Annotated in this window: 19 protein-coding genes; 16 read left to right on the top strand and 3 right to left on the bottom strand. The window is 67.2% G+C overall.

The window, feature by feature from the left end; all coding sequences use genetic code 11:
- The first annotated feature begins 49 nt into the window (after positions 1-49).
- The 6 genes from clpP (at position 50) to P8934_RS10055 (ending at position 8,538) form a co-directional block, all read left to right on the top strand.
- Positions 50-670, top strand: a complete 621-nt coding sequence (gene clpP / locus P8934_RS10080) for an ATP-dependent Clp endopeptidase proteolytic subunit ClpP (protein ID WP_278030914.1) — start codon at positions 50-52, stop codon at positions 668-670.
- A gap of 125 nt (positions 671-795) precedes the next feature.
- Positions 796-2,076, top strand: a complete 1,281-nt coding sequence (gene clpX / locus P8934_RS10075; protein ID WP_133633934.1) for an ATP-dependent Clp protease ATP-binding subunit ClpX — start codon at positions 796-798, stop codon at positions 2,074-2,076.
- A 393-nt stretch (positions 2,077-2,469) separates the two neighbouring features.
- Positions 2,470-4,878 (top strand): endopeptidase La, encoded by a 2,409-nt coding sequence (gene lon / locus P8934_RS10070; RefSeq protein WP_278030913.1) that lies wholly within the window; start codon positions 2,470-2,472, stop codon positions 4,876-4,878.
- A 177-nt stretch (positions 4,879-5,055) separates the two neighbouring features.
- Positions 5,056-5,328: an HU family DNA-binding protein gene (locus tag P8934_RS10065; protein WP_106231210.1), complete on the top strand. Its 273-nt coding sequence runs from the start codon at positions 5,056-5,058 to the stop codon at positions 5,326-5,328.
- Between the two features lie 183 nt (positions 5,329-5,511).
- Positions 5,512-7,329, top strand: coding sequence for a SurA N-terminal domain-containing protein (locus P8934_RS10060; RefSeq protein WP_278030912.1), 1,818 nt, complete (start codon positions 5,512-5,514; stop codon positions 7,327-7,329).
- 183 nt (positions 7,330-7,512) lie between these two features.
- Positions 7,513-8,538 (top strand): GTP-binding protein, encoded by a 1,026-nt coding sequence (locus tag P8934_RS10055; RefSeq protein ID WP_278030911.1) that lies wholly within the window; start codon positions 7,513-7,515, stop codon positions 8,536-8,538.
- A gap of 148 nt (positions 8,539-8,686) precedes the next feature.
- On the opposite strand, the gene P8934_RS10050 is transcribed toward P8934_RS10055, so the two are convergent.
- Complete coding sequence (locus P8934_RS10050; RefSeq protein WP_278030910.1) at positions 8,687-9,448, bottom strand: UDP-2,3-diacylglucosamine diphosphatase; 762 nt, start codon at positions 9,446-9,448, stop codon at positions 8,687-8,689.
- An 86-nt stretch (positions 9,449-9,534) separates the two neighbouring features.
- The gene (locus tag P8934_RS10045; protein WP_278030909.1) at positions 9,535-10,041 is read right to left on the bottom strand and encodes a peptidylprolyl isomerase; all 507 of its coding nucleotides are present in this window, start codon (positions 10,039-10,041) and stop codon (positions 9,535-9,537) included.
- A 333-nt stretch (positions 10,042-10,374) separates the two neighbouring features.
- On the opposite strand from P8934_RS10045, the gene P8934_RS10040 reads away from it, so the two are divergent.
- Positions 10,375-12,072 (top strand): glutamine--tRNA ligase/YqeY domain fusion protein, encoded by a 1,698-nt coding sequence (locus P8934_RS10040; RefSeq protein WP_278030908.1) that lies wholly within the window; start codon positions 10,375-10,377, stop codon positions 12,070-12,072.
- A 14-nt stretch (positions 12,073-12,086) separates the two neighbouring features.
- Positions 12,087-13,523, top strand: coding sequence for a cysteine--tRNA ligase (gene cysS / locus P8934_RS10035; protein ID WP_278030907.1), 1,437 nt, complete (start codon positions 12,087-12,089; stop codon positions 13,521-13,523).
- 95 nt (positions 13,524-13,618) lie between these two features.
- On the opposite strand, the gene P8934_RS10030 is transcribed toward cysS, so the two are convergent.
- Positions 13,619-14,608 carry a DUF1853 family protein gene (locus tag P8934_RS10030; RefSeq protein WP_278030906.1) on the bottom strand — a complete coding sequence of 330 codons (990 nt, stop codon included), beginning with the start codon at positions 14,606-14,608 and terminating at the stop codon, positions 13,619-13,621.
- A 91-nt stretch (positions 14,609-14,699) separates the two neighbouring features.
- Here P8934_RS10030 and P8934_RS10025 point away from each other — a divergent pair, with 91 nt between their 5' ends.
- The 8 genes from P8934_RS10025 to P8934_RS09990 all read left to right on the top strand — a co-directional run bounded on the left by P8934_RS10025 (position 14,700) and on the right by P8934_RS09990 (position 24,283).
- Positions 14,700-15,626, top strand: a complete 927-nt coding sequence (locus tag P8934_RS10025; protein WP_278034022.1) for an ABC transporter substrate-binding protein — start codon at positions 14,700-14,702, stop codon at positions 15,624-15,626.
- Between the two features lie 7 nt (positions 15,627-15,633).
- Complete coding sequence (locus tag P8934_RS10020) at positions 15,634-16,794, top strand: ABC transporter permease (protein WP_278030905.1); 1,161 nt, start codon at positions 15,634-15,636, stop codon at positions 16,792-16,794.
- Positions 16,791-17,735, top strand: coding sequence for an ABC transporter ATP-binding protein (locus P8934_RS10015; RefSeq protein ID WP_278030904.1), 945 nt, complete (start codon positions 16,791-16,793; stop codon positions 17,733-17,735). Before P8934_RS10020 ends, P8934_RS10015 begins: the two co-directional genes overlap by 4 nt.
- Positions 17,728-18,456 (top strand): ABC transporter permease, encoded by a 729-nt coding sequence (locus P8934_RS10010; protein ID WP_278030903.1) that lies wholly within the window; start codon positions 17,728-17,730, stop codon positions 18,454-18,456. The genes P8934_RS10015 and P8934_RS10010 overlap by 8 nt, the downstream gene beginning before the upstream one ends.
- Before the next feature lie 166 nt (positions 18,457-18,622).
- Positions 18,623-19,834: a thiamine pyrophosphate-dependent dehydrogenase E1 component subunit alpha gene (locus P8934_RS10005; RefSeq protein WP_278030902.1), complete on the top strand. Its 1,212-nt coding sequence runs from the start codon at positions 18,623-18,625 to the stop codon at positions 19,832-19,834.
- Position 19,835: 1 nt separating this feature from the next.
- Positions 19,836-20,813, top strand: a complete 978-nt coding sequence (locus P8934_RS10000; RefSeq protein ID WP_106231226.1) for a transketolase C-terminal domain-containing protein — start codon at positions 19,836-19,838, stop codon at positions 20,811-20,813.
- Positions 20,814-20,841: 28 nt separating this feature from the next.
- Positions 20,842-22,431 (top strand): dihydrolipoyllysine-residue acetyltransferase, encoded by a 1,590-nt coding sequence (locus P8934_RS09995; protein ID WP_278030901.1) that lies wholly within the window; start codon positions 20,842-20,844, stop codon positions 22,429-22,431.
- 4 nt (positions 22,432-22,435) lie between these two features.
- Positions 22,436-24,283 carry a protein kinase gene (locus tag P8934_RS09990; RefSeq protein WP_278030900.1) on the top strand — a complete coding sequence of 616 codons (1,848 nt, stop codon included), beginning with the start codon at positions 22,436-22,438 and terminating at the stop codon, positions 24,281-24,283.
- Positions 24,284-24,305 lie beyond the last annotated feature (22 nt).

The following is a 24,305-nucleotide window of genomic DNA, read 5'->3' as shown; positions in this document are numbered from 1 at the left end:
AGGGCGTTACCTGACGCTTCCATTCATCGGATCCAAGGACATCACCCAGATGAGCAACCCGTTCGATATCCAATCCGCCGGTGGCCTGGTGCCCATGGTGGTCGAGCAGAGCGCGCGCGGCGAGCGGGCTTACGACATCTATTCCCGCCTGCTCAAGGAGCGCGTGATCTTCCTGGTGGGCCCGGTGGAAGACTACATGTCCAACCTGCTGGTGGCGCAGCTGCTGTTCCTCGAGTCCGAGAACCCGGACAAGGACATCCACCTGTACATCAACTCGCCGGGGGGGTCGGTGACCGCCGGCATGTCGGTCTACGACACCATGCAGTTCATCAAGCCCGACGTCTCCACGGTCTGCATCGGCCAGGCGGCGAGCATGGGCGCACTGCTGCTGGCCGGCGGTGCCGCAGGCAAGCGCTACTGCCTGCCCAACTCGCGGATGATGATCCACCAGCCGCTGGGCGGCTACCAGGGGCAGGCCTCGGACATCGAGATCCACACCCGCGAGATCCTCGGCATCCGCGACAAGCTCAACCAGATTCTGGCCCACCACACCGGCCAGGACATCGAGACGATCGCCCGGGATACCGACCGCGACAACTTCATGAACGGCCCGCAGGCCGCAGAGTACGGCCTGATCGATGCGGTGCTGGAACAGCGGCCGACATCCTGATAGCGTGAATTTCACCCGAGTGACCTTCATGCACTGAGACGTTTCCCGGCGGCCGAGGCCGCCGTGGTGAACCCGACGCCCCATGAGCCATACTATGGGGGCGTCACTATGAAAGAGGTACGCGAATGGCCGACGGCAAAGGCAAGGACGAAGGCGGCAAGCTGCTCTACTGCTCGTTCTGCGGCAAGAACCAGAACGAGGTACGCAAGCTGATTGCCGGCCCGTCCGTGTATATCTGCGATGAGTGTGTCGACCTCTGCAACGACATCATTCGCGAGGAGGTGCTCGATGCCGATGCCGAGACCGACGAGGAGCGCCTGCCCGCTCCCCGCGAGATTCGTCACACCCTCGATGACTACGTGATCGGCCAGGACCGCGCCAAGATGGTGCTGTCGGTGGCGGTCTACAACCACTACAAGCGCCTGCGCTTCGGCGCCAAGGATGACGCCGTCGAGCTTGGCAAGTCGAACATCCTGCTGATCGGCCCCACCGGCAGCGGCAAGACGCTGCTCGCCGAGACCCTGGCGCGGCTGCTCAATGTGCCCTTCACCATCGCCGATGCCACCACCCTCACCGAGGCGGGCTATGTCGGCGAGGACGTGGAGAACATCATCCAGAAGCTGCTGCAGAAGTGCGACTACGATGTGGAGAAGGCCCAGCGCGGCATCGTCTACATCGACGAGATCGACAAGATCTCGCGCAAGTCGGACAACCCCTCCATCACCCGTGACGTCTCGGGCGAGGGCGTGCAGCAGGCGCTGCTCAAGCTGATCGAGGGCACCACCGCCTCGGTGCCGCCCCAGGGCGGGCGCAAGCACCCCCAGCAGGAGTTCCTGCAGGTCGATACCGGCAACATCCTGTTCATCGTCGGCGGCGCCTTCGCCGGGCTGGACAAGGTGATCCGTGATCGTGCCGAGAAGGGCGGCATCGGCTTCAACGCCGTGGTCAAGAGCAAGGACGAGACCAAGGGCGTCGGCGACCTGCTGCTCGACGTGGAGCCCGAGGACCTGGTCAAGTTCGGCCTGATCCCCGAGTTCGTGGGGCGCCTGCCGGTGATCGCGACGCTCACCGAGCTCACCGAGGATGCCTTGATCCAGATCCTCACCGAGCCGAAGAACTCGCTGATCAAGCAGTACGCCCGGCTGTTCGAGATGGAAGGCGTGGAGCTGGAATTCCGCGAGGATGCCCTGCGGGCGGTGGCCGGCAAGGCGATGGCGCGCAAGACCGGCGCCCGCGGCCTGCGCTCGATCCTCGAGTCCGTGCTGCTCGATACCATGTACGAGATTCCCTCGCTGGAGGGGGTGTCCAAGGTGGTGATCGATGCCTCCGTCATCGCTGGCGAGAGTGAGCCGCTGCTGATCTACTCCCAGCAGGAAGCGCAGCGGGTCGACGGCACCGACGGCTGAACCACCGGGCGCCACGCGCCCCGATGAGGGAGCGGCTTCATCCGCGAGGTGCCCGGTTGGCGTCACGCGGGATGGACCCGCTCCCCTTCTTTTTGGTTCTTCGCACCTTGGCGTGATGCTGTTCGACAGGCAAGGAAGCAGGCTGCCTTTCTGTGGGAGCGATCTTCAGATCGCGAATGGAGGCCGGAGGCCTCCCGCATTAGGCACTCTGCTCGGGGCGCCTGTCGGCGCCATTCGCGCAATGAATTGCGCTCCCACGAGGGTACTTCGCCTCGTTCACGCCAAAATGCGATGATCCTCTTTTTTGCGCGCCGGCGCGTGCTGCCTTGCAATGGCGCCGGTTCGCCCCCACTCCTTGGGTATCCATCCGATTTCGTGTGAGGAACGTCTGCGATGCAGCAGAACGCCGAACAGACCCTGAGTCTGCCCCTTTTGCCACTGCGGGACGTGGTCGTCTACCCGCAGATGGTCATCCCGCTGTTCGTCGGCCGCGAGAAGTCGATCCAGGCGCTCGAGGCCGCCATGGTGGCCGACAAGCGCGTCCTGCTGGTGGCCCAGCGCGAGGCCAGCAAGGACGACCCCGATAACGAGGACATGTTCGCCATCGGCACCGTGGCCGAGATCATGCAGCTGCTCAAGCTGCCCGACGGCACCGTCAAGGTGTTGATCGAGGGCGAGTCCCGGGCCGATATCCGCGAGATCGTCGCCGTCGACGGCGGCTACAGCCGGGCCGAGGTGAGCCTGCGCGAGAGCGAGCCGCTCAGCGAGCGCGAGCAGGAGGCGCTGGTGCGCGTGCTGCTCAACCAGTTCGAGCAGTACGTGAAGATGTCGAAGAAGGTGCCCAACGAGGTGCTCAACTCGCTCTCCGGCATCGAGGACCCCAGTCGCCTGGTGGATACCATCTGTGCCCACCTGTCGCTGAAGATCGACGACAAGCAGCAGCTGCTGGAGATGGATCGTGTGCGCGATCGCATCGAGCACCTGATGGCGCTGATCGAGTCCGAGATCGACCTGCTGCAGGTGGAGAAGCGCATCCGCTCGCGGGTCAAGGACCAGATGGAGAAGTCCCAGCGCGAGTACTACCTGAACGAGCAGATGAAGGCCATCCAGAAGGAGATGGGCGAGCTCGAGAACGTGCCCAACGAGGCCGAGAAGTACGAGCAGGCCATCGAGGAGTCCGGCATGCCCAAGGAGGCCCGCGACAAGGCACTCCAGGAGCTGGGCAAGCTGAAGATGATGTCGCCGAACTCTGCCGAGGCCACGGTGGTGCGCTCCTACCTGGACTGGCTGGTGGCGGTGCCCTGGAAGAAGCGCACGCGCATCAAGCATGATCTGGTGCACGCCCAGAAGGTGCTCGACGAGGACCACTACGGCCTCGAGGAGGTCAAGGCGCGCATCCTCGAGTACCTTGCGGTGCACAAGCGGGTCAAGAAGCTCAAGGGGCCGGTGCTCTGCCTGGTGGGGCCGCCCGGGGTGGGCAAGACCTCGCTGGGGCAGTCCATCGCCCGGGCCACCAACCGCAAGTATGTGCGCCTGGCGCTCGGTGGGGTGCGCGACGAGTCCGAGATCCGCGGCCATCGCCGCACCTATATCGGCTCGCTGCCGGGCAAGATGATCCAGCGCATGGCCAAGGCCGGGGTCAAGAACCCGCTGTTCCTGCTCGACGAGGTCGACAAGGTCGGCATGGACCACCGCGGCGATCCCTCCTCGGCGCTGCTCGAGGTGCTGGACCCGGAACAGAACGACACCTTTAGCGACCACTACCTGGAGCTGGACTACGATCTCTCCGAGACGCTGTTCATTTGCACCGCCAACTCGATGAACATCCCCGGGCCGCTGCTCGACCGCATGGAGGTGATCCGCCTGCCGGGCTACACCGAGGACGAGAAGCTCGCCATCGCCCGTCGCTACCTGGTGCCCAAGCAGCTCAAGGCCAACGGCTTCAAGGCGGAGGAGCTGGAGTTCTCCGACGACGCCTTGCTCGAGCTGATCCGCTACTACAGCCGCGAGGCCGGGGTGCGCGAGCTGGAGCGCCAGATCGCCAAGGTGTGCCGCAAGGTGCTGCGCGAGCGCCTCGAGAAGGAGAGCCAGGAGGGCGCCCAGGCGCCGGTGCTGCTCTCGGCGGCCGACATCGAGCCCTATGCCGGGGTGCGCCGCTACAGCTACGGCCTGGCCGACCAGGAGGACCAGGTTGGCCGGGTGACCGGCCTGGCCTGGACCTCGGTGGGCGGCGAGTTGCTCAACATCGAGTCGGTGATCACCCCCGGCAAGGGACGCCTGGACAAGACCGGCTCGCTCGGCGACGTGATGAAGGAGTCGGTGAGCGCGGCCCAGACGGTGGTGCGCGCCCGGGCCCTGGCGCTGGGGATCGATCCCGAGCGCTTCGAGAAGGAGGACCTGCACATCCACGTGCCCGAGGGTGCCACACCCAAGGACGGTCCCAGCGCGGGCGTCGCCATGGTCACCGCCATGGTCTCGGCCTACACGGGGCGTCCGGTACGCTGCGACGTGGCCATGACCGGCGAGGTCAACCTGCGCGGCGAGGTGCTGCCGATCGGCGGGCTGAAGGAGAAATTGCTGGCCGCCAGGCGCGGTGGTATAAAGATAGTGCTAATACCCGAGGAGAACCGCCGCGACCTCAAGGAGGTGCCGGACAATATCAAGGAAGCCCTCGATATTCGCCCTGTTCGCTGGATCGATGATGTCCTGGAGGTGGCCCTGGCCGACAAGCCGGCGCCGAAAAAGGAGGAACCGCGAGCGGAAGACTCCACCTCCTCGGCGTCAATGGTCAGTACGCACTAACGATAATTTCCTCGCCATGCCGGTAACAGAATCCCGGTATGGCGGGGTTTGGCAAGGAAGGTTGCTTGACAGGACTTTCACCGCATTGCTATAAACTACCGCCATGCTGTGATCGCGTCAGTCAGCCGAAAGTCTCGCCGATTAGAGCCAATTTACGAAAACGTCAAGGGGTGAAGTGTGAACAAATCCGAGCTGATCGAAGCCATTGCCGCGTCTGCCGACATTCCCAAGGCAGCGGCTTCTCGTGCGCTGGATGCCATGGTCGAGACCGTGACCGACAGCCTCAAGAAGGGTGACAGCGTTTCCCTGGTGGGCTTCGGTACCTTCCAGGTGAAGGAGCGCGCCGCCCGCACCGGCCGTAACCCGCAGACCGGTCAGCCGATCGAGATCAGCGCTGCCAAGGTGCCCAGCTTCAAGGCCGGCAAGGCGCTCAAGGACTCCGTCAACTGAGTCGACGGCGCCTGCCGCACCACTGACGGTTGGTTCCATAACAGGCGCATCGCCCCGGCGGTGCGCCTGTTCTTGTGTTGGTTACCCCTTTTTCGCCCACCCTCATTGCTGCTGGCGTCGCGTGATGCCCGGTGATGCGTATAATGTGGCGCGACCCGACTCACTTGATCCGCAGAGGCCTGCATGCTGCAAAGTATTCGTGACCGCTCCAGGAGCTGGGGCGCGAAGATCATCATCGGCGCCGTGGTCGTGACCATGGCGCTTTTCGGCGTGGAATCGCTGGTCGGACTGCTGGGCAACAGTGGCGACGAGGTCGCCGAGGTCAACGGCGAGGCGATCACCCGCCAGCAGCTGGAGATGGAAGTCCAGCGCGCGATCCGCAGCGGGCAGGTGCCGCCCGAGCAGGAGCGCGCCCTGCGGGCCGAGATGCTCGACATGCTGATCACTGACCGCCTGCTGACCCAGTATGCCGAGGAGGGTGGCTTGCATGTCTCCGAGGAGCAGCTCGACCAGCTGATCGTCAACCTGCCGGAGTTCCAGGACGCCAACGGTCGCTTCGACCGGGACCTGTTCCGCAACCGTCTCGCCAGTGCCGGCTTCACGCCGCTCTCGTTTCGCCAGCAGCTCAGCGTCGACGTGAAACGCCAGCAGCTCCAGCAAGGCCTGGCGGTGAGCGACTTCACCCTGGAGGAGGAGCGCGAGCGCCTCGCCGCGCTGCAGCGCCAGACCCGCACCTTCCGCCACCATGCCCTGGTGCCGGCTGACCTGGAGACACCGCCCGAGGTCGATGAGCAGGCGCTGGAGGAATACTACGCCGCCCACGAGGCGGACTACCGGCGTCCCGAACAGGTCCGGCTGAACTATGTGGTGCTCGACCGCCAGCAGATGGCCGAGCAGGCCGAGGTCAGCGAGGAGGCACTCCGCGAGGCCTGGGAGGAGGGCGCGGCCGAGGCGGACCGCCGGGTATCCCATATCATGGTGACGTTCGGCGACGCGCGCAGCCGCGAGGAGGCCGAGGCCATCCTCGAGCAGGTGCAGGAGCGCCTTGCCGGGGGCGAGGCCTTCGACCAGCTGGCCGCCGAGGTGTCCGACGACACCTCCACCAGCGACAACGGCGGCGACCTTGGGGTCATCTCCCGCGGCTTCTTCGGCGAGGAATTCGAGGAGGCGGCCTTCTCCCTGGGCGAGGGCGAGGTGTCCGAGATCGTCGAGACCGACAACGGCCTGCACCTGGTCAAGGTCACCGAGCTGGACCGTCCCGCCTTCGAGGAGAGCCGCGACGAGCTGCGTCGTCAGCTGGCCCGGGACCAGGTCACCGATGCCTTCAACGAGAAGGCTCAGCGCCTGATCGACGACAGCTTCGCCGCCGAGGACCTGGCGAGCGTGGCCGAGGACCTCGGCCTGGAACTGCAGCAGAGCGACTGGGTTGGTCGCAACGGCGCCGATGGTGTGCTCTCCGAGCCGGGCGTGATGGAGCAGGCCTTCAGTGGCGATGTCCTGGAGGAGCGCTATAACAGCGAGGTGATCGAGCTCGACGAGGATCGCCGCCTGGTGCTGCGGGTGGCCGAGCATCGCGAGGCGACCACCCTGCCGCTGGCCGAGGTGCGTGACGAGGTCGAGGCCGCGGTGCGCCGCGAGAAGACCCGTGAGGCGCTGGTCGAGCTGGCCGCGGAACGCGTCGAGCGCCTGCGCGCCGGCGAATCCCTGGAGATCGATTGGCAGCAGGCCGAGGCCGTCAGCCGCCAGGGCGGGAGCGACCTCTCCAATGCACTGGTCGAGGCCGCCTTCCGCCTGCCGCATCCCGAGGGTGACTCGCCGGTCTACGGTCATGCCGTGGACGGCGAGCGCGTGGTGCTGATCGCCCTGGACGAGGTGCAGCCCGGCGAGCCCAACGAGCAGATCGAATCCTTCGTGGCGCGCATGGCGGAACGGCTCCGGGCCCAGGCCGCCATCCAGGGGCTGCTCGACGACCTGCGCGAGGAAGCCGAGATTCGGCGCTAGGGCCTACGGCCAGCTGCAAGGCACAAGGAGCAAGCGACAAGGAAACCCCTTGGCTTGCTCCTTTTTCGTTGCTGGCCAGGTTCCTTGACCCCTTGACCCCTTGACCCCTTGACCCCTTGACCCCTTGGCCGCCTGGCCCTTTATGTTACTCTATAACACTTTCGCCACTTCCGGAGGCTCTCCATGTCTGCTCCCCTGGCCAATGTGCCTGTCCATCTGGTCACCGGTTTCCTGGGTAGCGGCAAGAGCACCCTGATTCGCCGGCTGATCGAGCAGAAGCCTGAGGGGGAGCGCTGGGCAGTGGTGATCAACGAGTTCGGTCGGGTAGGCATCGACCAGGCAATGTTCGCCGAGCGTGACGACCTGGTGGTCAAGGGGTTGCCGGGCGGCTGCCTCTGCTGCCAGCTGGCCTTCGTGCTGCAGGCTTCGCTGGTCAACCTGCTGCATCGCCACCGGCCGGATCGGCTGATCATCGAGCCCTCGGGGCTCGGTCATCCGGCGGGGCTGCTGGACGTGTTGCGCGGCGAGGGCTTCGAGGGGGTGCTGGACGTCCGGGACATCATCGCGCTGCTCGATCCGCGGCGACTCGATGACCCGCGGGCCCGCGAGCACGAGACCTTCCGCGACCAGCTGGCCATGGCCGACGGGGTGGCCCTGACCATGACCGACCTGGCCACGCCCGCTCAACGCGAGGCGGCCCGTTCCAGGCTGGGCGAGTGCTGGCCGCCCAAGCGCTGGCTCGCCGAGGCGCCCCATGGCGAGCTGCCGCTCTCACAGCTGCTGGATAGCCGCCGGCATGCGTGGTCGACCGCGGCCGCCTCGCCATCTCACCAGGCAGCCCGTCCGGCGGCGGCGACCCTGGTGCTCGATGATGTCGAGTTTCGCGAGCCGGAACCCGGCAGGCCGCTGCGGGAGGAGGGCGCTTCGCTGGGGCATGCCACCCTGGGGTGGCGCTGGCATGCCGCCGAGGTCTTCGACCTGGACCAGGTCACGATGCTGCTGGGCGCCTTGCCCGCGGAGCTACGGGTGAAGGGCGTGCTGCATACCACTGACGGCTGGAAGCTCTACAATCGCGCCGGTGGTACGGTCAGCCTCTCCGATACCGCCTGGCGGCGGGATTCACGGCTGGAGCTGATTGGCGAGGCGGGCAGCCTGCCGGCGGCAGAGGATCTTGAAGCGAAGCTGGCGGAATGCCTGACCCCTAAGTGACGCTGTGCTTTCGGAGCGTTGCCCCATCGCTTGCGGATACAGCTTGGAGAAAAACAATCGCGCTGCAAGCAGCGCTCCCACACGATGGCTCAAGCACGGGGGATAGTTGCAGGAGCGCTCGGTTCGGCGTCCGAACTTGCCGCGCGATTCAGGCGAGCGAAAAAGGCTGCAGCTGAGGTTCGGCGTCGTCCTCGACGACGATCTCCCAGCCCTGGTCAGGCTGCCAGTCGCCCAGCACATAGCGCTTGCCTGGCTGGCCGTCGACCTCGAGGTCATGCACCGCGGGGCGGTGGGTGTGGCCGTGGATCAAGGTCGTGACGCCGTGCTCGGCCATTGCCTTCACCACCTCGTCCGGGGTCACGTCCATGATGTCCTCGGCCTTGTTGGAGTTGGCCTCACCGGACTGCTCACGCAATTGCCTTGCCAGCGCGAGGCGCTCCTGGATCGGCATCGAGAGCACCTGCTCCTGCCATCGCGGGTGGCGTGCCTGGGCGCGGAAGGTCTGGTAGGCCTCGTCGCGGGTGCAGAGACTGTCGCCGTGCATCAGCAGCACGCGCTTGCCACCGAGCGTCACCACGCTGGGGTCGGGCAGCAGGGAGGCGCCGGCCTCGTTGGCGAAACGCTCGCCCAGCAGGAAGTCGCGGTTGCCGTGCATCAGGTAGATGGCTGTGCCGCCATCGGCCAGGCGTTTCAGGGCGGTGGCGATACGCGCGGCCAGGGTGGCGTTGCCGGTGGGGTCCTGCTCGCCCAGGTCGAGCAGGTCGTCGCCGATCCACGCCTCGAAGAAGTCGCCAAGGATATAGAGGGCATCACAGCCCCGGGCACGCTCGTCCAGCCAGTGCAGGAAGCCCTCGGTGACCTGGGGGGCGCCAGGGTGCAGGTGCAGGTCGGAAATCAGCAGGGTGGTCATGGGCGGCCCTGTTCAGACGGTGAAACGAAGCACGCCCGCCGCGATCGGGAAACGTCGGGCGGGCGTGATGGGAAGACAGGTGATCGTCAGGCCGCCGACTCGTCCTTCACGTAGGCCTTCTGGATGACCACGTCCTCGGCGGGCACGTCGGCATGCATGCCGCGACGGGTGGTGGGCACGGCCTTGATCTTCTCGACCACGTCCATGCCCTCGACCACCTCGCCGAACACGCAGTAGCCCCAGCCCTGGACATTCTTGCCGCTGTGGTTGAGGAAGTCGTTGTCGGCAACGTTGATGAAGAACTGTGCGGTGGCGGAGTGCGGGTCCTGGGTGCGGGCCATGGCCAGGGTGCCGGTGGTGTTCTTCAGGCCGTTGTCGGCCTCGTTCTCGACCGGGTCACGGGTCGGCTTCTGGTTGAAGTCGGTATCGAAGCCGCCGCCCTGGACCATGAAGCCCGGGATCACGCGGTGGAAGAGGGTGCCGTCGTAGAAGCCGTCGCGGACGTACTGCTCGAAGTTGGCGGCGGTCTTGGGTGCCTTCTCGTGATAGAGCTCGACGGTGATGTCGCCGAAATTGGTCTGCAGTACGATCATCGGTAAGTTCCTGTGCGGTAAAGGGGAGTTGCCTTGGCGTTGCCCATGGCTGTGGCGCTATAATAACGGTTTTGCTTCCATGCGCGAAGCGAGCAAGGGGCCAGGCTCCGGGAGTGCCGATGGCGGCATCGCTCGGGGCTGATCCGGCGGCAGGCCTGCGAGGAGGCGCTGTGAACCCCTCCCTGGGCGCTACCGACGCCATCCCTGGCGTAGGACCTCCTCTACGGCCTGCCCCCGGCGCCCCTCGCTGAGGCACTGCCACCCAATAGCCCTAGGCTCGCCATGCTCGCGCCGCCAGGCCCGCACCTTCAATCAGAGGTTGTTTCTCCCACCATGTCCACCGACACCACCAGCGCGCCGAATTTCATCCGCAACCAGATCCGCGAGGAGATCGAGGCCGGCCGTAGCGGGAAGATCGTGACCCGCTTCCCGCCGGAGCCCAATGGCTTTCTGCATATCGGCCATGCCAAGTCGATCTGCCTGAATTTCGGGCTCGCCGAGCACTTCGGTGGCGACTGTCATCTGCGCTTCGACGATACCAACCCGGCCAAGGAGGAGCAGGCCTACATCGACGCCATCAAGGCGGACGTTCACTGGCTGGGCTTCGAGTGGGCGGGGCCGGTGCGCTTCGCCTCGGACTACTTCGACCAGCTCTATGCCTGGGCGCAGCACCTGGTGCGCGAGGGCAAGGCCTATGTCGACGACCTCTCGCCGGACGAGATCCGCGAGTACCGCGGCACCCTGACCGAGGCGGGCAAGCCGAGCCCCTATCGCGAGCGCAGCGCGGACGAGAACCTCGACCTGCTCGAGCGCATGCGTAACGGAGAGTTCGCCGAGGGCGAGAAGGTGCTGCGGGCAAAGATCGACATGGCCGCGCCGAACATCAACCTGCGCGACCCGATCCTCTACCGCATCCGTCACGCCAGCCACCACCAGACCGGCGACAAGTGGAAGATCTACCCCTCCTACGACTTCACCCACGGCCAGTCGGACGCCCTGGAGGGGGTGACCCACTCGATCTGCACCCTGGAGTTCGAGGATCATCGCCCGCTCTACGAGTGGTTCCTCGACAACCTGCCGGTGCCGGCGAAGCCCCGCCAGATCGAGTTCGCCCGGCTCAACCTCAACTACACCCTGACCTCTAAGCGCAAGCTCAAGCTGCTGGTGGACGAGGGCATCGTCGACGGCTGGGATGACCCGCGCCTGCCGACCATCTCCGGCATGCGGCGTCGCGGCTACACCCCCGCCTCGATCCGCAAGTTCTGCGAGATGATCGGCGTCACCCGCGCCGACGGCGGCCTGGTGGATATCGCCATGCTCTACCATGCGATCCGCTCGGATCTCGAGGACAACGCGCCGCGTGCGATGGCCGTGCTCAAGCCGCTGAAGATGGTGCTTACCAACGTGCCGGAGGATCACGAGGAAGTCTTTGATGTGCCCGGCCACCCCGCCCGCGAGGATATGGCGGTGCGCCGCGTGCCGTTCACCCGGGAGATCTTCATTGACCAGGATGACTTCATGGAGGAGCCGCCCAAGAAGTTCTTCCGCCTGGCACCGGGCAAGGAGGTGCGCCTGCGCAACAGCTACGTGATCCGCTGCGACGAGGTGGTCAAGGACGCCGCAGGCGAGATCAGCGAACTGCGCTGCTCCGTGGACTTCGACACCCTGGGCAAGAACCCCGAGGGGCGCAAGGTGAAGGGGGTGATCCACTGGGTCAGCGCCGAGCACGGCGTGCCCATGGAGGTGCGGCTCTACGACAACCTCTTCCTCGAGGAGCAGCCCGACAAGGACAAGGATGCCGACTTCCTCGAGCACCTCAATCCCGAGTCGCTGGTCACCGTGCAGGCCATCGGCGAGCCGAGCCTGGCCGGAAGCGAGCCGGAGAGCCGCTTCCAGTTCGAGCGCGTGGGCTATTTCTGCGCCGACCGCCATGCCAGCCGTGGTGACCGGCTGGTGTTCAATCGCACCGTGGGGCTCAAGGACAGCTGGGCCAAGGTCCAGAAGAAAGAACAAGACAAGAAGAAGGGGTGAAGGTGAGCGCCGATATGCAGATCTACAACACGCTGACCCGCCGCAAGGAGCCTTTCACGCCCATCGAGCCGGGCAAGGTGCGCATGTACGTCTGTGGCATGACCGTCTACGACTTCTGTCACCTGGGGCACGCCCGGGTGATGGTGGCCTTCGACGTCATCACCCGTTACCTGCGCGCCCGCGGCTATGACGTCACCTATGTGCGCAACGTCACCGACATCGACGACAAGATTCTCCGGCGTGCCGAGGAGAACGGCGAGTCGATCAGCTCGCTCACCGAGCGCATGATCGAGGCCATGCACGAGGACGAGGCGCGCCTCGGCGTGTTGCCCCCGGATCGCGAGCCCCGTGCCACCCGGCACATCGGCGAGATCATCGCCATGATCGAGACGCTGATCGCCAAGGGCTACGCCTACGCCGCCGACAACGGCGACGTCTACTACCGGGTACGCCGCTTTGCGCGTTATGGCCGACTGAGCAACCGCGACCCCGACGAGATGCGCTCCGGCGCCCGCATCGAGGTGGACGAGCACAAGGAGGACCCGCTGGACTTCGTGCTGTGGAAGGCGGCCAAGCCCGGCGAGGCGAGCTGGCCCTCGCCCTGGGGCGATGGGCGGCCCGGCTGGCACATCGAGTGCTCGGCCATGTCGACCTGCTGCCTGGGCGAGACCTTCGATATCCACGGGGGCGGGCCGGACCTGATGTTTCCCCACCACGAGAACGAGATCGCCCAGAGCGAGGCGGCCACCGGCCATGCCTACGTCCATACCTGGATGCATGCCGGGGCGGTGCGCGTCAACCACGAGAAGATGTCCAAGTCGTTGGGCAACTTCTTCACCATCCGCGAGGTGCTGGAGCACCACGACCCCGAGGTGGTGCGCTACCTGCTGGTGGCCAGCCACTACCGCAGCCCGATCAACTATGCGCCGGAGTCCCTGGCCGAGGCGCGCAAGTCGCTGGAGCGCTTCTACAACTCACTCGAAGGACTGTCACTGGAAGGTCTTTCGCTCGAAGGGCTGTCACTGGCAGGCAGCGAGCCCTTGGAAGGGGAGGTGGATGGCCGCTTCGACGCGCGCTTTACCGCCGCCATGGACGATGACTTCAACACCGCCGAGGCGCTGTCGGTGCTCTTCGACCTGGCCCGCGAGCTGAACCGCGCCCGGAAGGAGGCGCCCGAGCAGGCCCCGGCGCTTGCCGCCGAGCTCAGGCGCCTGGGTGGTATCCTGGGGCTGCTGCAGCAGGACCCGGTTGCCTTCCTCAAGGGGGGGGCGGGTGACCTGCCACTCTCGGAGGCGGAGATCCAGGCGAAAATCGACGCGCGGGCCGCGGCCAAGAAGGCCAAGGACTTCGCCGCCGCCGATGCCATCCGCGACGAGCTCGCCGCCCTGGGCATCATCCTGAAGGATGCCCGTGAGGGCACGAGCTGGGTTTTCGAGAAGCCCGAAGGCTGACGCTCCCCGCCCCACGCCTCCAATACGCCCGGCCCGCCGCAACGTGGGCCGGGCGTTTTACGTCATGACGGCATGCGACAGGAACCAGCTGTCGCTCATGTCGGCGAGACGCTTGTACAGGGCGGCAAGGGAATCTGCCGCGGCCAGTCATCGCCGACCACGAACAGCCGCCGCCAGCCCGTGTCGGAATGCCACAAGGCCAGCTGGACGGGGGAGGCCGGCCCGCCAAGGTGCTGGGCCAACCGGGCCTCCAGGTCGCTTAGCGGCACTAGGGTCTCGCGTCGGGGCAGTGCGAGCCAGTGTGGCTTGTGCAGCCAGGCGCCTCGGGTGCCCCGGGGCCAGCCGTCGCGCAGCCGGTGCCAGTCCCGGGCGAACAGCCAGTGGCCCTGGAGATGGTCTGGCGACGCCTCCCGCGGCGCCGGCAGGGGGGCATGCCAGGGGTAGAAGAGCACCCCCGGGATCGCCAGCCGCACGGCCAGGGGCGACGCCCTGTCCTGCCCAGGGGGCGAGTGGGATGACAGCAGCGGTGCCAGGGCCTCGCGCGCCTCGGGGGCGTCGGTGAGCCTGAGCTGGTGGCGGTGCAGGTGCTCGCGCTTGGCGGCCAGGCTGTCGGCCCCGCCCGGGCCGATCCAGCGGGCCTGGCTGTCCGCGGCTCCCGGCCCCTGGGGCAGGCCCAGGTAGAACTTGATGGCGACCTCCAGGTGCACCAGGTTGGGGTCCGTCCGTCCCCGGTAGAGCAGGTCCAGCTCGCCCAGGGTGCGCTTGCCCTGGTGGATGCGCAGGCTGTGGGCCAGCAGTCGGGTGCCGGGTGCCTCCGCGAGCAGGAACTGCCAGAGCCGCTCGTGGTAGAGCCCCATGCGCCCCTTGAGCGCCGGGGCCAGGTGCGCCTCCAGGGCATCGGGTGCCGCTTCCAGCGCATCGAGCCAGGCCGCCAGCCGTCCATCATCCTCCAGGCCCAGCTCTCGCCGCGAGGGGCGCCCCGGCCAGGGCATCGCGATCAGGTCAGGGGTCAGCACGATCCACGCCAGGTCGCGAACCAGCGGGTGGTGGCAGTGGTCGAGCAGTCCGCTTCCGGGTGGGGCCATGGCGATGTCCAGACGTTGATGGGCGGGTCTGACAGACAAGCTGTACAGGCCTTATACTCAGGATACATTCACAAGGAACCGGGTGAACATGATGATCCGTACGCTGATTTCCAGCCCAGTGTCTCGATGCGCGGCCTTGGCTGCCGGTACCCTCATCGCCTTCTCGTCCCAGGCGCAGGACCCCGTGGTGGTCTCCTCCAAGATCGATACCGAGGGGGCGGTGCTCGGGCAGCTGATCCTGCAGCGCCTCGAAGAGGGCGGTATCGAGGTCGAGGATCGCCTCCAGCTGGGGGCAACCAGCATCGTGCGCGAGGCGCTGATCGCCGGCGAGATCGACCTCTACCCCGAATACACCGGCAACGGCGCCTTCTTCTTCGACATGGCCGACAGCCCGGTGTGGAAGGATGCCGACCAGGCCCTCGAGACCGTGCGCGAGAAGGATCGCGAGGCCAACGGCCTGGTCTGGCTGACGCCGGCCGAGGCCAACAACACCTGGGCCATCAGCGTGCGCGGCGAGCTCGCCCGCGAGAACGAGCTGGAAAGCCTGGAGGACCTGGCGGCCTACCTCGATGAGGAGGGCGAGTTCAAGCTGGCGGCCAGTGCCGAGTTCGTCGAGTCGCCCCAGGCCCTGCCGGCCTTCCAGGAGGCCTATGGCTTCGAGCTCTTGGAGGAGCAGCTGCTGGTGCTCTCCGGCGGCAACACCGCGGCCACCATGCGCGCCGCGGCCCAGCAGACCAGTGGCGTCAACGCGGCCATGACCTACGGGACCGACGGTGGCCTGCAGGCCCTGGACCTGGTGGTCATGGACGACACCCTGGGGGTGCAGCCGGTCTACCAGCCCGCGCCGGTGGTGCGCGAGGAGGTGCTCGAGAGCTACCCCGAGATCGAGTCCCTGCTCGAACCGGTCTTCCAGGCCCTGAGCCTCGAGACCCTGCAGCGTCTCAATGGCGACGTGGCGGTGAACGGCCGGGATCCCGCGGCGGTCGCCGCCGACTTCCTCGACACCCTGGACGACTGAGGCCGCCTTGCGCCCGGACACAACCGGTCCCAACGTCGTCCTGCTAAGCCTCTCGCTGGTAGCCCTGGCGGCCTGGCTGGGGCTGGACACGGTCAGCGTGGCCGCCAACCGCATCGTGCCTGGCACCGGTTATCGTGTTGACGAGGCCATCGGTTGGGCTGGCGCCCTGGCCACGAGCCTTCCCTGGCTCGCACTGGCGGGGCTCGCCTGGCGACCCAGCCCGGGGCGCTTTGCCCTGGCGCTCGCGCTGGTGGTAGTGATGCTTTCGGCCCTGCCGGCCTGGCTGGCGCTGTCGGCCGTCACCCTGGTCGACAGTGCCCAGGCCCGGCTGGGTATCGGGGCCGGCATCTGGGTGGTGCTCTTCCTGTTGCTGCTGGTCATGATCGAGCTGCGCAGTCGGCTCGTGCTGTCGCGGCCAATCGGCTGGGCCTTGCTGCTGCCGCCGGTGGCCAGCGCGGGGCTCTGCCTCGCCCTCTGGCTGGAGCCCCTGGCGCTGTGGCAGGAGTATCGCGGCCGCAGTGGCCAGTTCCTGGGCGCCGTCGGCGAGCACCTGCTGCTGGTCGGGGTAGCGGTGGGGACGAGCCTGGTGCTCGGCGTGGTCCTGGCGCTGGCCATGCGCCGCTGGCCCGGCGTGAAGAGGGCCGGCTTCGGCGTGCTCAATTTCCTGCAGACGATCCCCAGCATTGCGCTCTTCGGCCTGCTGCTGGCGCCGCTCGCCTGGCTGTCGGCGAACGTCGAGTGGCTGGCGGCACTGGGGGTCAGCGGCATCGGCTGGGCGCCGGCCCTGCTGGCGCTGGTGGGCTACAGCCTGCTGCCCATGGTGCGCAACACCTTCGTCGCCCTGGAGGCCGTCGACCCCGGGGTGATCGATGCCGCCCGCGGCATGGGGATGAGCCGTGGCCAGGTATTCCGCCAGGTGCGCCTGCCGCTGGCGCTGCCGGTGATCCTCGAGGGCATCCGCATCACCACGGTACAGGCCATCGGGCTGACCGCCGTGGCCGCGCTGATCGGTGCCGGGGGGCTGGGCACCTTCATCTTCCAGGGGCTCGGCCAGGCCGCCATGGACCTGGTGCTGCTGGGCGCGCTGCCCATCCTGGTGATGGCGCTGCTGCTGGATGCCCTGCTCGGCGCCCTGACCGACGTCCTGCGCCCGGGAGGGGCGAAATGATCGACCTGATCCATGTCACCAAGCGTTTCGGCGCCGCTACCGCGGTGGATGATATCTCGCTGAGCGTCGCTCAGGGCGAGCTCTGCGTGCTGGTGGGCACCTCCGGCTGCGGCAAGTCGACCACGCTACGCATGATCAATCGGCTGATCGAGCACAGCGAGGGCGAGATCCACATCGATGGCCAGCAGATCCGCGCCTTCCGCGAGGAGACCCTGCGTCGGCGCATGGGCTATGCGATCCAGAGCACGGGGCTCTTTCCCCACTGGACGGTGGCCCGCAATATCGGCCTGGTGCCGCGGCTGCTCAAGTGGCCGGCCGCGAAGGTCCAGGCGCGGGTCGAGGAGCTGATGGCGTTGCTGGGGCTCTCCATGGAGGAGTTTGCCGGCAAGTATCCCCACCAGCTTTCCGGCGGCCAGGCGCAGCGCGTGGGGGTCGCCCGGGCGCTGGCTGCCGACCCGGACATCCTGCTGATGGACGAGCCCTTCGGCGCCCTGGATCCCATCACCCGGGAGAGCCTGCAAGAGGAGCTGCGCGAGCTGCAGGCCCGGCTTCACAAGACCATCGTCTTCGTCACCCACGACATGGACGAGGCGCTGCGCCTGGCGGATCATCTGGTGGTGATGCATCAGGGGCGTATCGTGCAGCAGGGGCGGCCCCTGGAGCTGCTCCGCGAACCAGCGGACGGTTTCGTCGAATCGCTGCTCGGGGGCGAGGATCGCGGCCTGAAGGAGGCAGCGCTGCTGCCCGTCAGCCAGCGGATGCGGCCGCTGGGGGCGCAGTCGCCCGCCGGCGAGCGGATCGGCCAGCATGTCAGCCTGCGCGAGGCGCTCTCGGTGATGCTGTGGCGCCATGCCGAACGGCTCACCGTGGTGGATGACGACGACCGGCCGGTGGGCGAGCTCTCCCTGCGCCGCCTGGTGGGAGCACGCAGCGATGACTGAGCTTCGCCGCTGGGCCCTGCCGCTTGGCTGGCTGGCGCTGCTGCTGGCGGCAACGCTCGGAATGGGGCAGCTGGAGGGGCTGTTTCGCTGGATCGAGTCCGACAGCCGCCAGGTGATCTATGAGCGAGCCGACTTCGTGACCCTGCTGGGTCGCCATCTGCTGGTGGTGAGCGTGGCGGCGGTGCTGGCCATCCTGGTGGGGGTGGGGGCCGCCATCGCCGCCACCCGCCGCTGGGGGCGCGACTTCCTGCCGCTGGTCAGCCAGCTGGCCTCCATCGGTCAGACCTTTCCGCCGGTGGCCGTGCTGGCGCTGGCGGTACCGGTGCTGGGCTTCGGCACCCTGCCGATCATCGTGGCGCTGCTGCTCTACGGCCTGCTGCCGATCGTGCGCAACACCCTGGCCGGGCTCGAGGGCATCGACCCCGGCGTGATGGAGGCGGCGCGCGGCATGGGCATGAGCGCCGGCCAGATCCTGCGCCAGGTGGAGCTGCCGCTGGCCGCGCCGGTGATCCTCGCGGGAATCCGGACCTCGGTCACCATCAACATCGCCACGGCGGCCATCGGCGCCACCGTGGGGGCGAGCAACCTGGGCGACCCGATCATCTCGGGGATCGTCAACGGCAACACCGCCTATGTGGTGCAGGGGGCGCTGCTGATCGGGCTGCTGGCCATCAGCGTGGACAGCCTGTTCAGCCGGTTGCCGCTGGCCGGCTCCCGCTGATCGGTCCACGCTGGCCCGGCTCGATTTCCGACCTTTCGGGTCTACCCAAGCTCTCCAGTTTACGTTAACGTCAATCCTGTTGCGTTGACCGTCCCCGGGGCGACCCCCTGGCGGATCGGAACATTAAGGACAACACTGCCCCCAAAAGGGGCACAGGATCACGACGATGACAACAACAGCGGATATCCACGAGCCGACCTTCCTGGCCGGTGACGAGTTCAGCATTCCCACCTTCCGGCTGCTCAGGCAGGACGGCACCCTGTACGAGGGCGCCAAGGCACCCGACCTGGAGCACGACAAGGCGCTGGCCATCTATCACGCCATGGTGGCCACCCGTGTGCTCGACGAGCGGATGCTCGCCGCCCAGCGACAGGGGCGGCTCTCCTTCTACATGCAGTGCACCGGCGAGGAGGCCGCGGTGGTTGGCGCCACGGCGGCGCTGGATGACGCCGACATGATCATGGCCCAGTATCGCGAGCAGGGCGCCCTGGTCTATCGCGGCTTCACCTTCGACGAGTTCATGAACCAGCTGTTCGGCAACGAACTGGACTACGGCAAGGGGCGCCAGATGCCGATCCACTACGGGTCGCGCAAGCTCCACTACATGACCATCTCGTCGCCGCTGGGCACCCAGATCCCCCAGGCCACCGGCTACGCCTATGGCCAGAAGCTCGCCGGCGACGGCCAGTGCACCACGGTGTTCTTCGGCGAGGGCGCCGCCTCCGAGGGCGACTTCCACGCCGCCCTGAACATGGCGGCGGTCCATGAGGTGCCGGTGATCTTCTTCTGCCGCAACAACGGCTATGCGATCTCCACCCCCTCCATCGAGCAGTTCGCCGCCGATGGCGTGGCACCGCGGGCCTTCGGCTATCGCATGCATGTGATTCGCGTCGACGGCAACGACATCCTGGCGGTCTACTCGGCCACCCGCGAGGCGCGCCGGATCGCCGTGGAGCACAACAAGCCGGTGCTCATCGAGGCCATGAGCTATCGCCTGGCCGCCCACTCCTCCTCGGACGACCCCTCCGGCTACCGTTCGAAGAAGGAGGAGGAGGCCTGGCGCGAGAAGGACCCCATCCTGCGCATGCAGCGCTGGCTGATCGACCTGGGCTGGTGGAGCGAGGAGGAGGAGAAGACCCTCCAGGAGAGCCTGCGCCGTGAGGTGCTGGAGACCATGAAGCGCGCCGAGAAGCGTCCGCCGCCGCCCCTGGACAGCCTGGTGACCGATGTCTACGCGGATGTCACCCCGGAGCTGCAGCGTCAGCTCGACGCCCTGAAGACCCATATCCGCCAGTACCCGGAGGCCTACCCCAAGGGGGCGCGTTCCCTGGATCCGGACGTGAAGGCCCGTGACGACGCCAGCCAGGGAGGGGAGTGAGATGCCGACCATGAACATGCTGCAGGCCATCAACAACGCCCTGGACATCGCCATGGGCGAGGACGACAAGGTGCTCTGCTTCGGCGAGGACGTGGGCAGCTTCGGCGGGGTCTTCCGGGCCACCAGCCACCTGCAGGAGAAGTACGGTCGCGCGCGGTGCTTCAATACGCCGCTGGTGGAGCAGGGTATCATCGGCTTCGCCAACGGCCTGGCCGCCCAGGGCTCGGTGCCGGTGGCGGAGATCCAGTTCGCCGACTACATCTTTCCGGCCTTCGACCAGATCGTCAACGAGACGGCCAAGTTCCGCTACCGCTCGGGCGACCTCTTCAACGTCGGCGGCCTGACCATCCGCGCCCCCTACGGCGGCGGCATCGCCGGCGGCCACTACCACTCCCAGTCGCCTGAGGCCTACTTCACGCATACGCCCGGTCTCAAGATCGTGGTGCCCCGCGACCCCTACCAGGCCAAGGGCCTGTTGCTGGCGTCCATCCGCGACCCCGACCCGGTGATCTTCTTCGAGCCCAAGCGCCTCTACCGCGCCGCCGTCGGCGAGGTGCCGGAGGAGGACTACCAGCTGCCCATCGGCGAGGCAGAGGTGACCAAGGAGGGCACCGATGTGACCCTGGTGGGCTGGGGCGCCCAGATGGAGGTGATCGAGCGTGCCGTGGAGCTGGCCGAGAAGGACGGCATCTCCTGTGAGGTGATCGACCTGAGAAGCCTCTTGCCCTGGGACCAGGACAGCGTCGCCGAGTCGGTGTTCAAGACCGGTCGGCTGGTGGTCACCCACGAGGCGCCGCGTACCGGGGGCTTCGCCGGCGAGATCGCCGCGGCCATCCAGGAGCGCTGCTTCCTGTACCTGGAATCGCCCATTGCCCGGGTGACCGGCCTGGATACCCCCTTCCCGCTGACGCTGGAGAAGGAGTACCTGCCGGATCACCTGAAGATCGTCGAGGCCATCCGCGCCAGTGTGAATTTCTGACGACCGGGTTCAGGACAGGAGAGACAAGATGACAGAGTTCAAGCTGCCCGATATCGGCGAAGGTATCGTGGAGTGTGAGGTAGTGGAGTGGCGCATCAAGGAGGGTGACGTCATCGAGGAGGACCAGCCGGTGGTCGAGGTGATGACCGACAAGGCGCTGGTCGAGATCACCGCCCCCGAGGCGGGACGGGTCACCCGGCTTCATGTGCCCAGGGGCGAGATCGCCAGGGTGCATGCGCCGCTGTTTGCCTATGAGGCCGAGGGCGAGGCACCTGCCTCGGCTGAGCCGGAGACGCAGGAGACGCCTGCGGGCGAGTCCGCCGGGACAGCGCCTCGGGCCGCGGCGCCGCAGAAGACCGCCAAGGACTTTATCCTCCCTGACCTCGGCGAGGGGATCGTCGAGTGCGAGGTGGTGGAGTGGCGCATCGCCGAGGGGGAGACCATCGAGGAGGACCAGCCGGTCGTCGACGTGATGACCGACAAGGCCATGATGGAGATCACTGCCCCCGAGGCGGGCCAGGTCACCCGGCTGCACGTGGCCAAGGGCGAGATCGCCCGCGTCCATGCGCCGCTGTTCGCCTATGCTCCTGAGCACGGCGAGCAGGCGGAAGAGACCGCCACGGCCGCGCCTGCACCTTCCGAGCCGGCCCCGCGTCCGGCTGCTACCTCGAGGGCTGAGCCCCCGCCGGCCAGCGGTCTGGGCCCCCATGGGCGGATCCCGGCCAGCCCCGCGGTGCGGCGCCTGCTGCGCGAGCATGGCCTGCGCCTCGAGCAGGTGCCGGGGTCCGGCAAGCAGGGGCGGGTACTGAAGGAGGATATCCAGGCCTTCCTGGAGCGCGGTGACACGGCCGCCGCGGCGCCGGCGCCTGCCAGCGAGGCGGCACCCTCGGCGCGACCCTCGAGCGAGGAGGCGGAGGTGCGCGTCGAACCCCTGCGCGGCGTGCGTGCCGCCATGGCCCGCCAGATGGTGGCCTCGGCGTCGACGATCCCGCACTTCCAGTACGGCGAGGAACTCGACGTCACCGAGTTGCTGGCGCTGCGCCAGCGCCTCAAGCCCGAGGCAGAGGCGCGAGGTACCAAGGTCACGTTAATGCCCTTCTTCATGAAGGCCATGGCGCTGGCGATCCGCGACTTCCCGATCCTCAACAGCCGCCTCAACGAGGCGGGCGACGAGATCCACTACCTGCCGTCCTGCAACATCGGCATGGCCGTGGATGGCAAGGCGGGGTTGATGGTGCCCAACGTCAAGGGGGTGGAGCGGCTGACCCTGCTGGAGATCGCCGGCGAGATCCAGCGGCTGACCAGTGATGCCCGCGAGGGCAGGGTGGCGTCATCCGACCTGAAGGGCGGCACCATCAGCATCTCCAACATCGGGGCGCTGGGCGGGACCTATGCGGCGCCGATCATCAATGCCCCGGAGGTGGCCATCGTCGCCATCGGCAAGACCCAGTGGCTGCCGCGCTTCGACAGCAACGATGCGGTGGTGAAGCGGGCGATCATGACCGTCACCTGGGCGGGAGACCACCGCCTGATCGACGGCGGCACCATCGCCCGCTTCTGCAACGCCTGGAAGGGCTATCTGGAGGCGCCGGAGACCATGCTCCTGCATTTGGGCTAATGCGATGACCCAGGCGTCCCTGCAGCAGTTCTACATTCCGGAAGAGCAGTCGATCTACCTGCTCAGCCACGACGACGCCCGCAAGCTCAAGGCGTGGGTGGCGCTCTGCCAAGAGCAGCTGGAGCAGCTGGGCTACCGGAATATCGAGCTGATCGGCAAGGGCGCCTACGGCTTCGTCTTCGCCGGGCTCACCGGGCTCGGCGAGCAGTACGTGTTCAAGTTCACGCGGGTCAACCTGCCCCAGCACCTCCAGGATCGCCTGGAGGAAGAGGCCTTCATGCTGGAGCAGGTCAACCATCCCCGCGTGCCCAAGCTGATCGTCTTCCAGCGGGTGCGCCACCAGGCGATCCTGGTGATGCAGCGCGCCCCGGGCTTCAACATGGAGGAGGTCTCGCTGCGCGAGGGGCGACTCTCGCCACGCCTGGTGGTGCGCATCGCCGACCAGCTGGCCGATATCCTGCGCACCCTGCGCCGCGAGAGCGGCCCGGCCGGCAGGCCGGTGGTGCATGGCGACATCAAGCCCTCCAACCTGGTCTTCGATGATGCCCACGAGACCATCGCGCTGATCGACTGGGGCTCCTCGGTGTTCGCCCAGCTCGACGCCAGCCTGCAGTTCGTGGCGACCAACGTCATGGAGCTGATGTCGGACAACCTGCAGCAGACCAACGCCCGGCTGGGGGATGTCTACTTCATCGGCGAGGAGCAGCTGAACGGGGCGCTCTCGTCACCCCGCTTCGACGAGCAGGGGGCGGCGGCCACCCTCTACGCCCTGGCCTCGGCCCAGTCCTGTCGCTTCGGCCACCGTGCCATCCCCGCGACCTCCCTGGGGCTGCCCATGGAGTTCGCGCGGATGCTCGACGGCATGCTCGATCCCGACCTGCGCACCCGCATGCGTGCCGGCGACCACTTCATCCGCGAGATGCCGCGGCTTGGCCGCCTGGTGATGCTCGACCTGCCCACGCCCCAGGAGGTCCCCCTGGTGCCGGTGTGGAGCCGGCCGGCCGGACGCGAGATCGACACCGTGGTCTACAGCTCGCGCAAGTCCTTCCTGCGCGAGGAGGGCGGGCGCGAGACCCTCAACGACGTCAACGACGTCCAGCTCGATCGCTACTACAAGAACTTCATGCAGAACATGGGCGAGACCGAGAAGGCCTTCCTGGCGGCGGTGAGCCGGCTCGGCAAGTACCCGGTGGTGGGCGGGCTGGCGGTGCGCTGGGAGGCCGAAGGGGTCTATATCGACACCTCGCTCAACCTGCACGACCCGACCCTGAAGCAGGCGTTCATCGCCGCGGTCAACAACATGGTGACCCTGGCCCGGGCGATCCACCGTCGCGGCATCTTCAAGAGCTGCCTGTTCAATGCCCGCGACACCCTGCACCTGGACCGGGAGAGCGTCGAGGAGCCCTTCGAGATCCTGCCCGGGATGCGCTTGCACTACGAGGTCAGTGCGGTGCCGGAGCTGGAGGACCGCTCGCGCCTGCACAGCTACTTCGAGGATGGCCCCGACCCCGAGGAGTTCCTGGTCCTGCCCCAGGCGATCATCGCCTCGCTGGAGGCCCTCAACGAGATCCATCACACGGGGATGATCATCTTCGAGGCGCTGCCCCAGCACCTCAAGATCCACAGCCACTACCGGCTGCTCGACCCCTCCCGGGAGGAGGAATTCCGTCGCCGCCTGGATGACATCCTCGAGGCGGTGGGGCTGATCGAGGGGCTCGGGGTGTCGGGCTTCATGAAGATGCCCTACAAGGACACGCGCTTCTTCGCCCATATCGAGCGTCAGCCCGAGCGCTTCTACCCGCGCAATCCTCGCCAGGCTGCCGAGCTGTCGGCGACCCGCGAGAGCGAGTAGACTCTTCCGCTCTGTTCCGACA

It is taken from the genome of Halomonas sp. CKK8 (genome assembly GCF_029625235.1).
Classification (GTDB): Bacteria; Pseudomonadota; Gammaproteobacteria; order Pseudomonadales; family Halomonadaceae; genus Halomonas; species Halomonas ventosae.
The sequence above is the reverse complement of the archived record's forward strand: the minus strand, read 5'-3'. Positions and strand labels throughout refer to the sequence as shown.

What these genes read in the sequence shown, in the direction of transcription:
- P8934_RS09995 (WP_278030901.1), top strand. Translation starts at nt 20,842, where the DNA reads ATGACAGAGTTCAAGCTGCCCGATATCGGCGAAGGTATCGTGGAGTGT.
- clpX (WP_133633934.1), top strand. Translation starts at nt 796, where the DNA reads ATGGCCGACGGCAAAGGCAAGGACGAAGGCGGCAAGCTGCTCTACTGC.
- P8934_RS10025 (WP_278034022.1), top strand. Translation starts at nt 14,700, where the DNA reads ATGATCCGTACGCTGATTTCCAGCCCAGTGTCTCGATGCGCGGCCTTG.
- P8934_RS10000 (WP_106231226.1), top strand. Translation starts at nt 19,836, where the DNA reads ATGCCGACCATGAACATGCTGCAGGCCATCAACAACGCCCTGGACATC.
- P8934_RS10045 (WP_278030909.1), bottom strand. Translation starts at nt 10,041, where the DNA reads ATGATCGTACTGCAGACCAATTTCGGCGACATCACCGTCGAGCTCTAT.
- clpP (WP_278030914.1), top strand. Translation starts at nt 50, where the DNA reads ATGAGCAACCCGTTCGATATCCAATCCGCCGGTGGCCTGGTGCCCATG.
- P8934_RS10005 (WP_278030902.1), top strand. Translation starts at nt 18,623, where the DNA reads ATGACAACAACAGCGGATATCCACGAGCCGACCTTCCTGGCCGGTGAC.
- P8934_RS10010 (WP_278030903.1), top strand. Translation starts at nt 17,728, where the DNA reads ATGACTGAGCTTCGCCGCTGGGCCCTGCCGCTTGGCTGGCTGGCGCTG.
- P8934_RS10040 (WP_278030908.1), top strand. Translation starts at nt 10,375, where the DNA reads ATGTCCACCGACACCACCAGCGCGCCGAATTTCATCCGCAACCAGATC.
- P8934_RS10015 (WP_278030904.1), top strand. Translation starts at nt 16,791, where the DNA reads ATGATCGACCTGATCCATGTCACCAAGCGTTTCGGCGCCGCTACCGCG.
- P8934_RS10055 (WP_278030911.1), top strand. Translation starts at nt 7,513, where the DNA reads ATGTCTGCTCCCCTGGCCAATGTGCCTGTCCATCTGGTCACCGGTTTC.
- cysS (WP_278030907.1), top strand. Translation starts at nt 12,087, where the DNA reads ATGCAGATCTACAACACGCTGACCCGCCGCAAGGAGCCTTTCACGCCC.
- lon (WP_278030913.1), top strand. Translation starts at nt 2,470, where the DNA reads ATGCAGCAGAACGCCGAACAGACCCTGAGTCTGCCCCTTTTGCCACTG.
- P8934_RS10060 (WP_278030912.1), top strand. Translation starts at nt 5,512, where the DNA reads ATGCTGCAAAGTATTCGTGACCGCTCCAGGAGCTGGGGCGCGAAGATC.
- P8934_RS10050 (WP_278030910.1), bottom strand. Translation starts at nt 9,448, where the DNA reads ATGACCACCCTGCTGATTTCCGACCTGCACCTGCACCCTGGCGCCCCC.
- P8934_RS09990 (WP_278030900.1), top strand. Translation starts at nt 22,436, where the DNA reads ATGACCCAGGCGTCCCTGCAGCAGTTCTACATTCCGGAAGAGCAGTCG.
- P8934_RS10030 (WP_278030906.1), bottom strand. Translation starts at nt 14,608, where the DNA reads ATGGCCCCACCCGGAAGCGGACTGCTCGACCACTGCCACCACCCGCTG.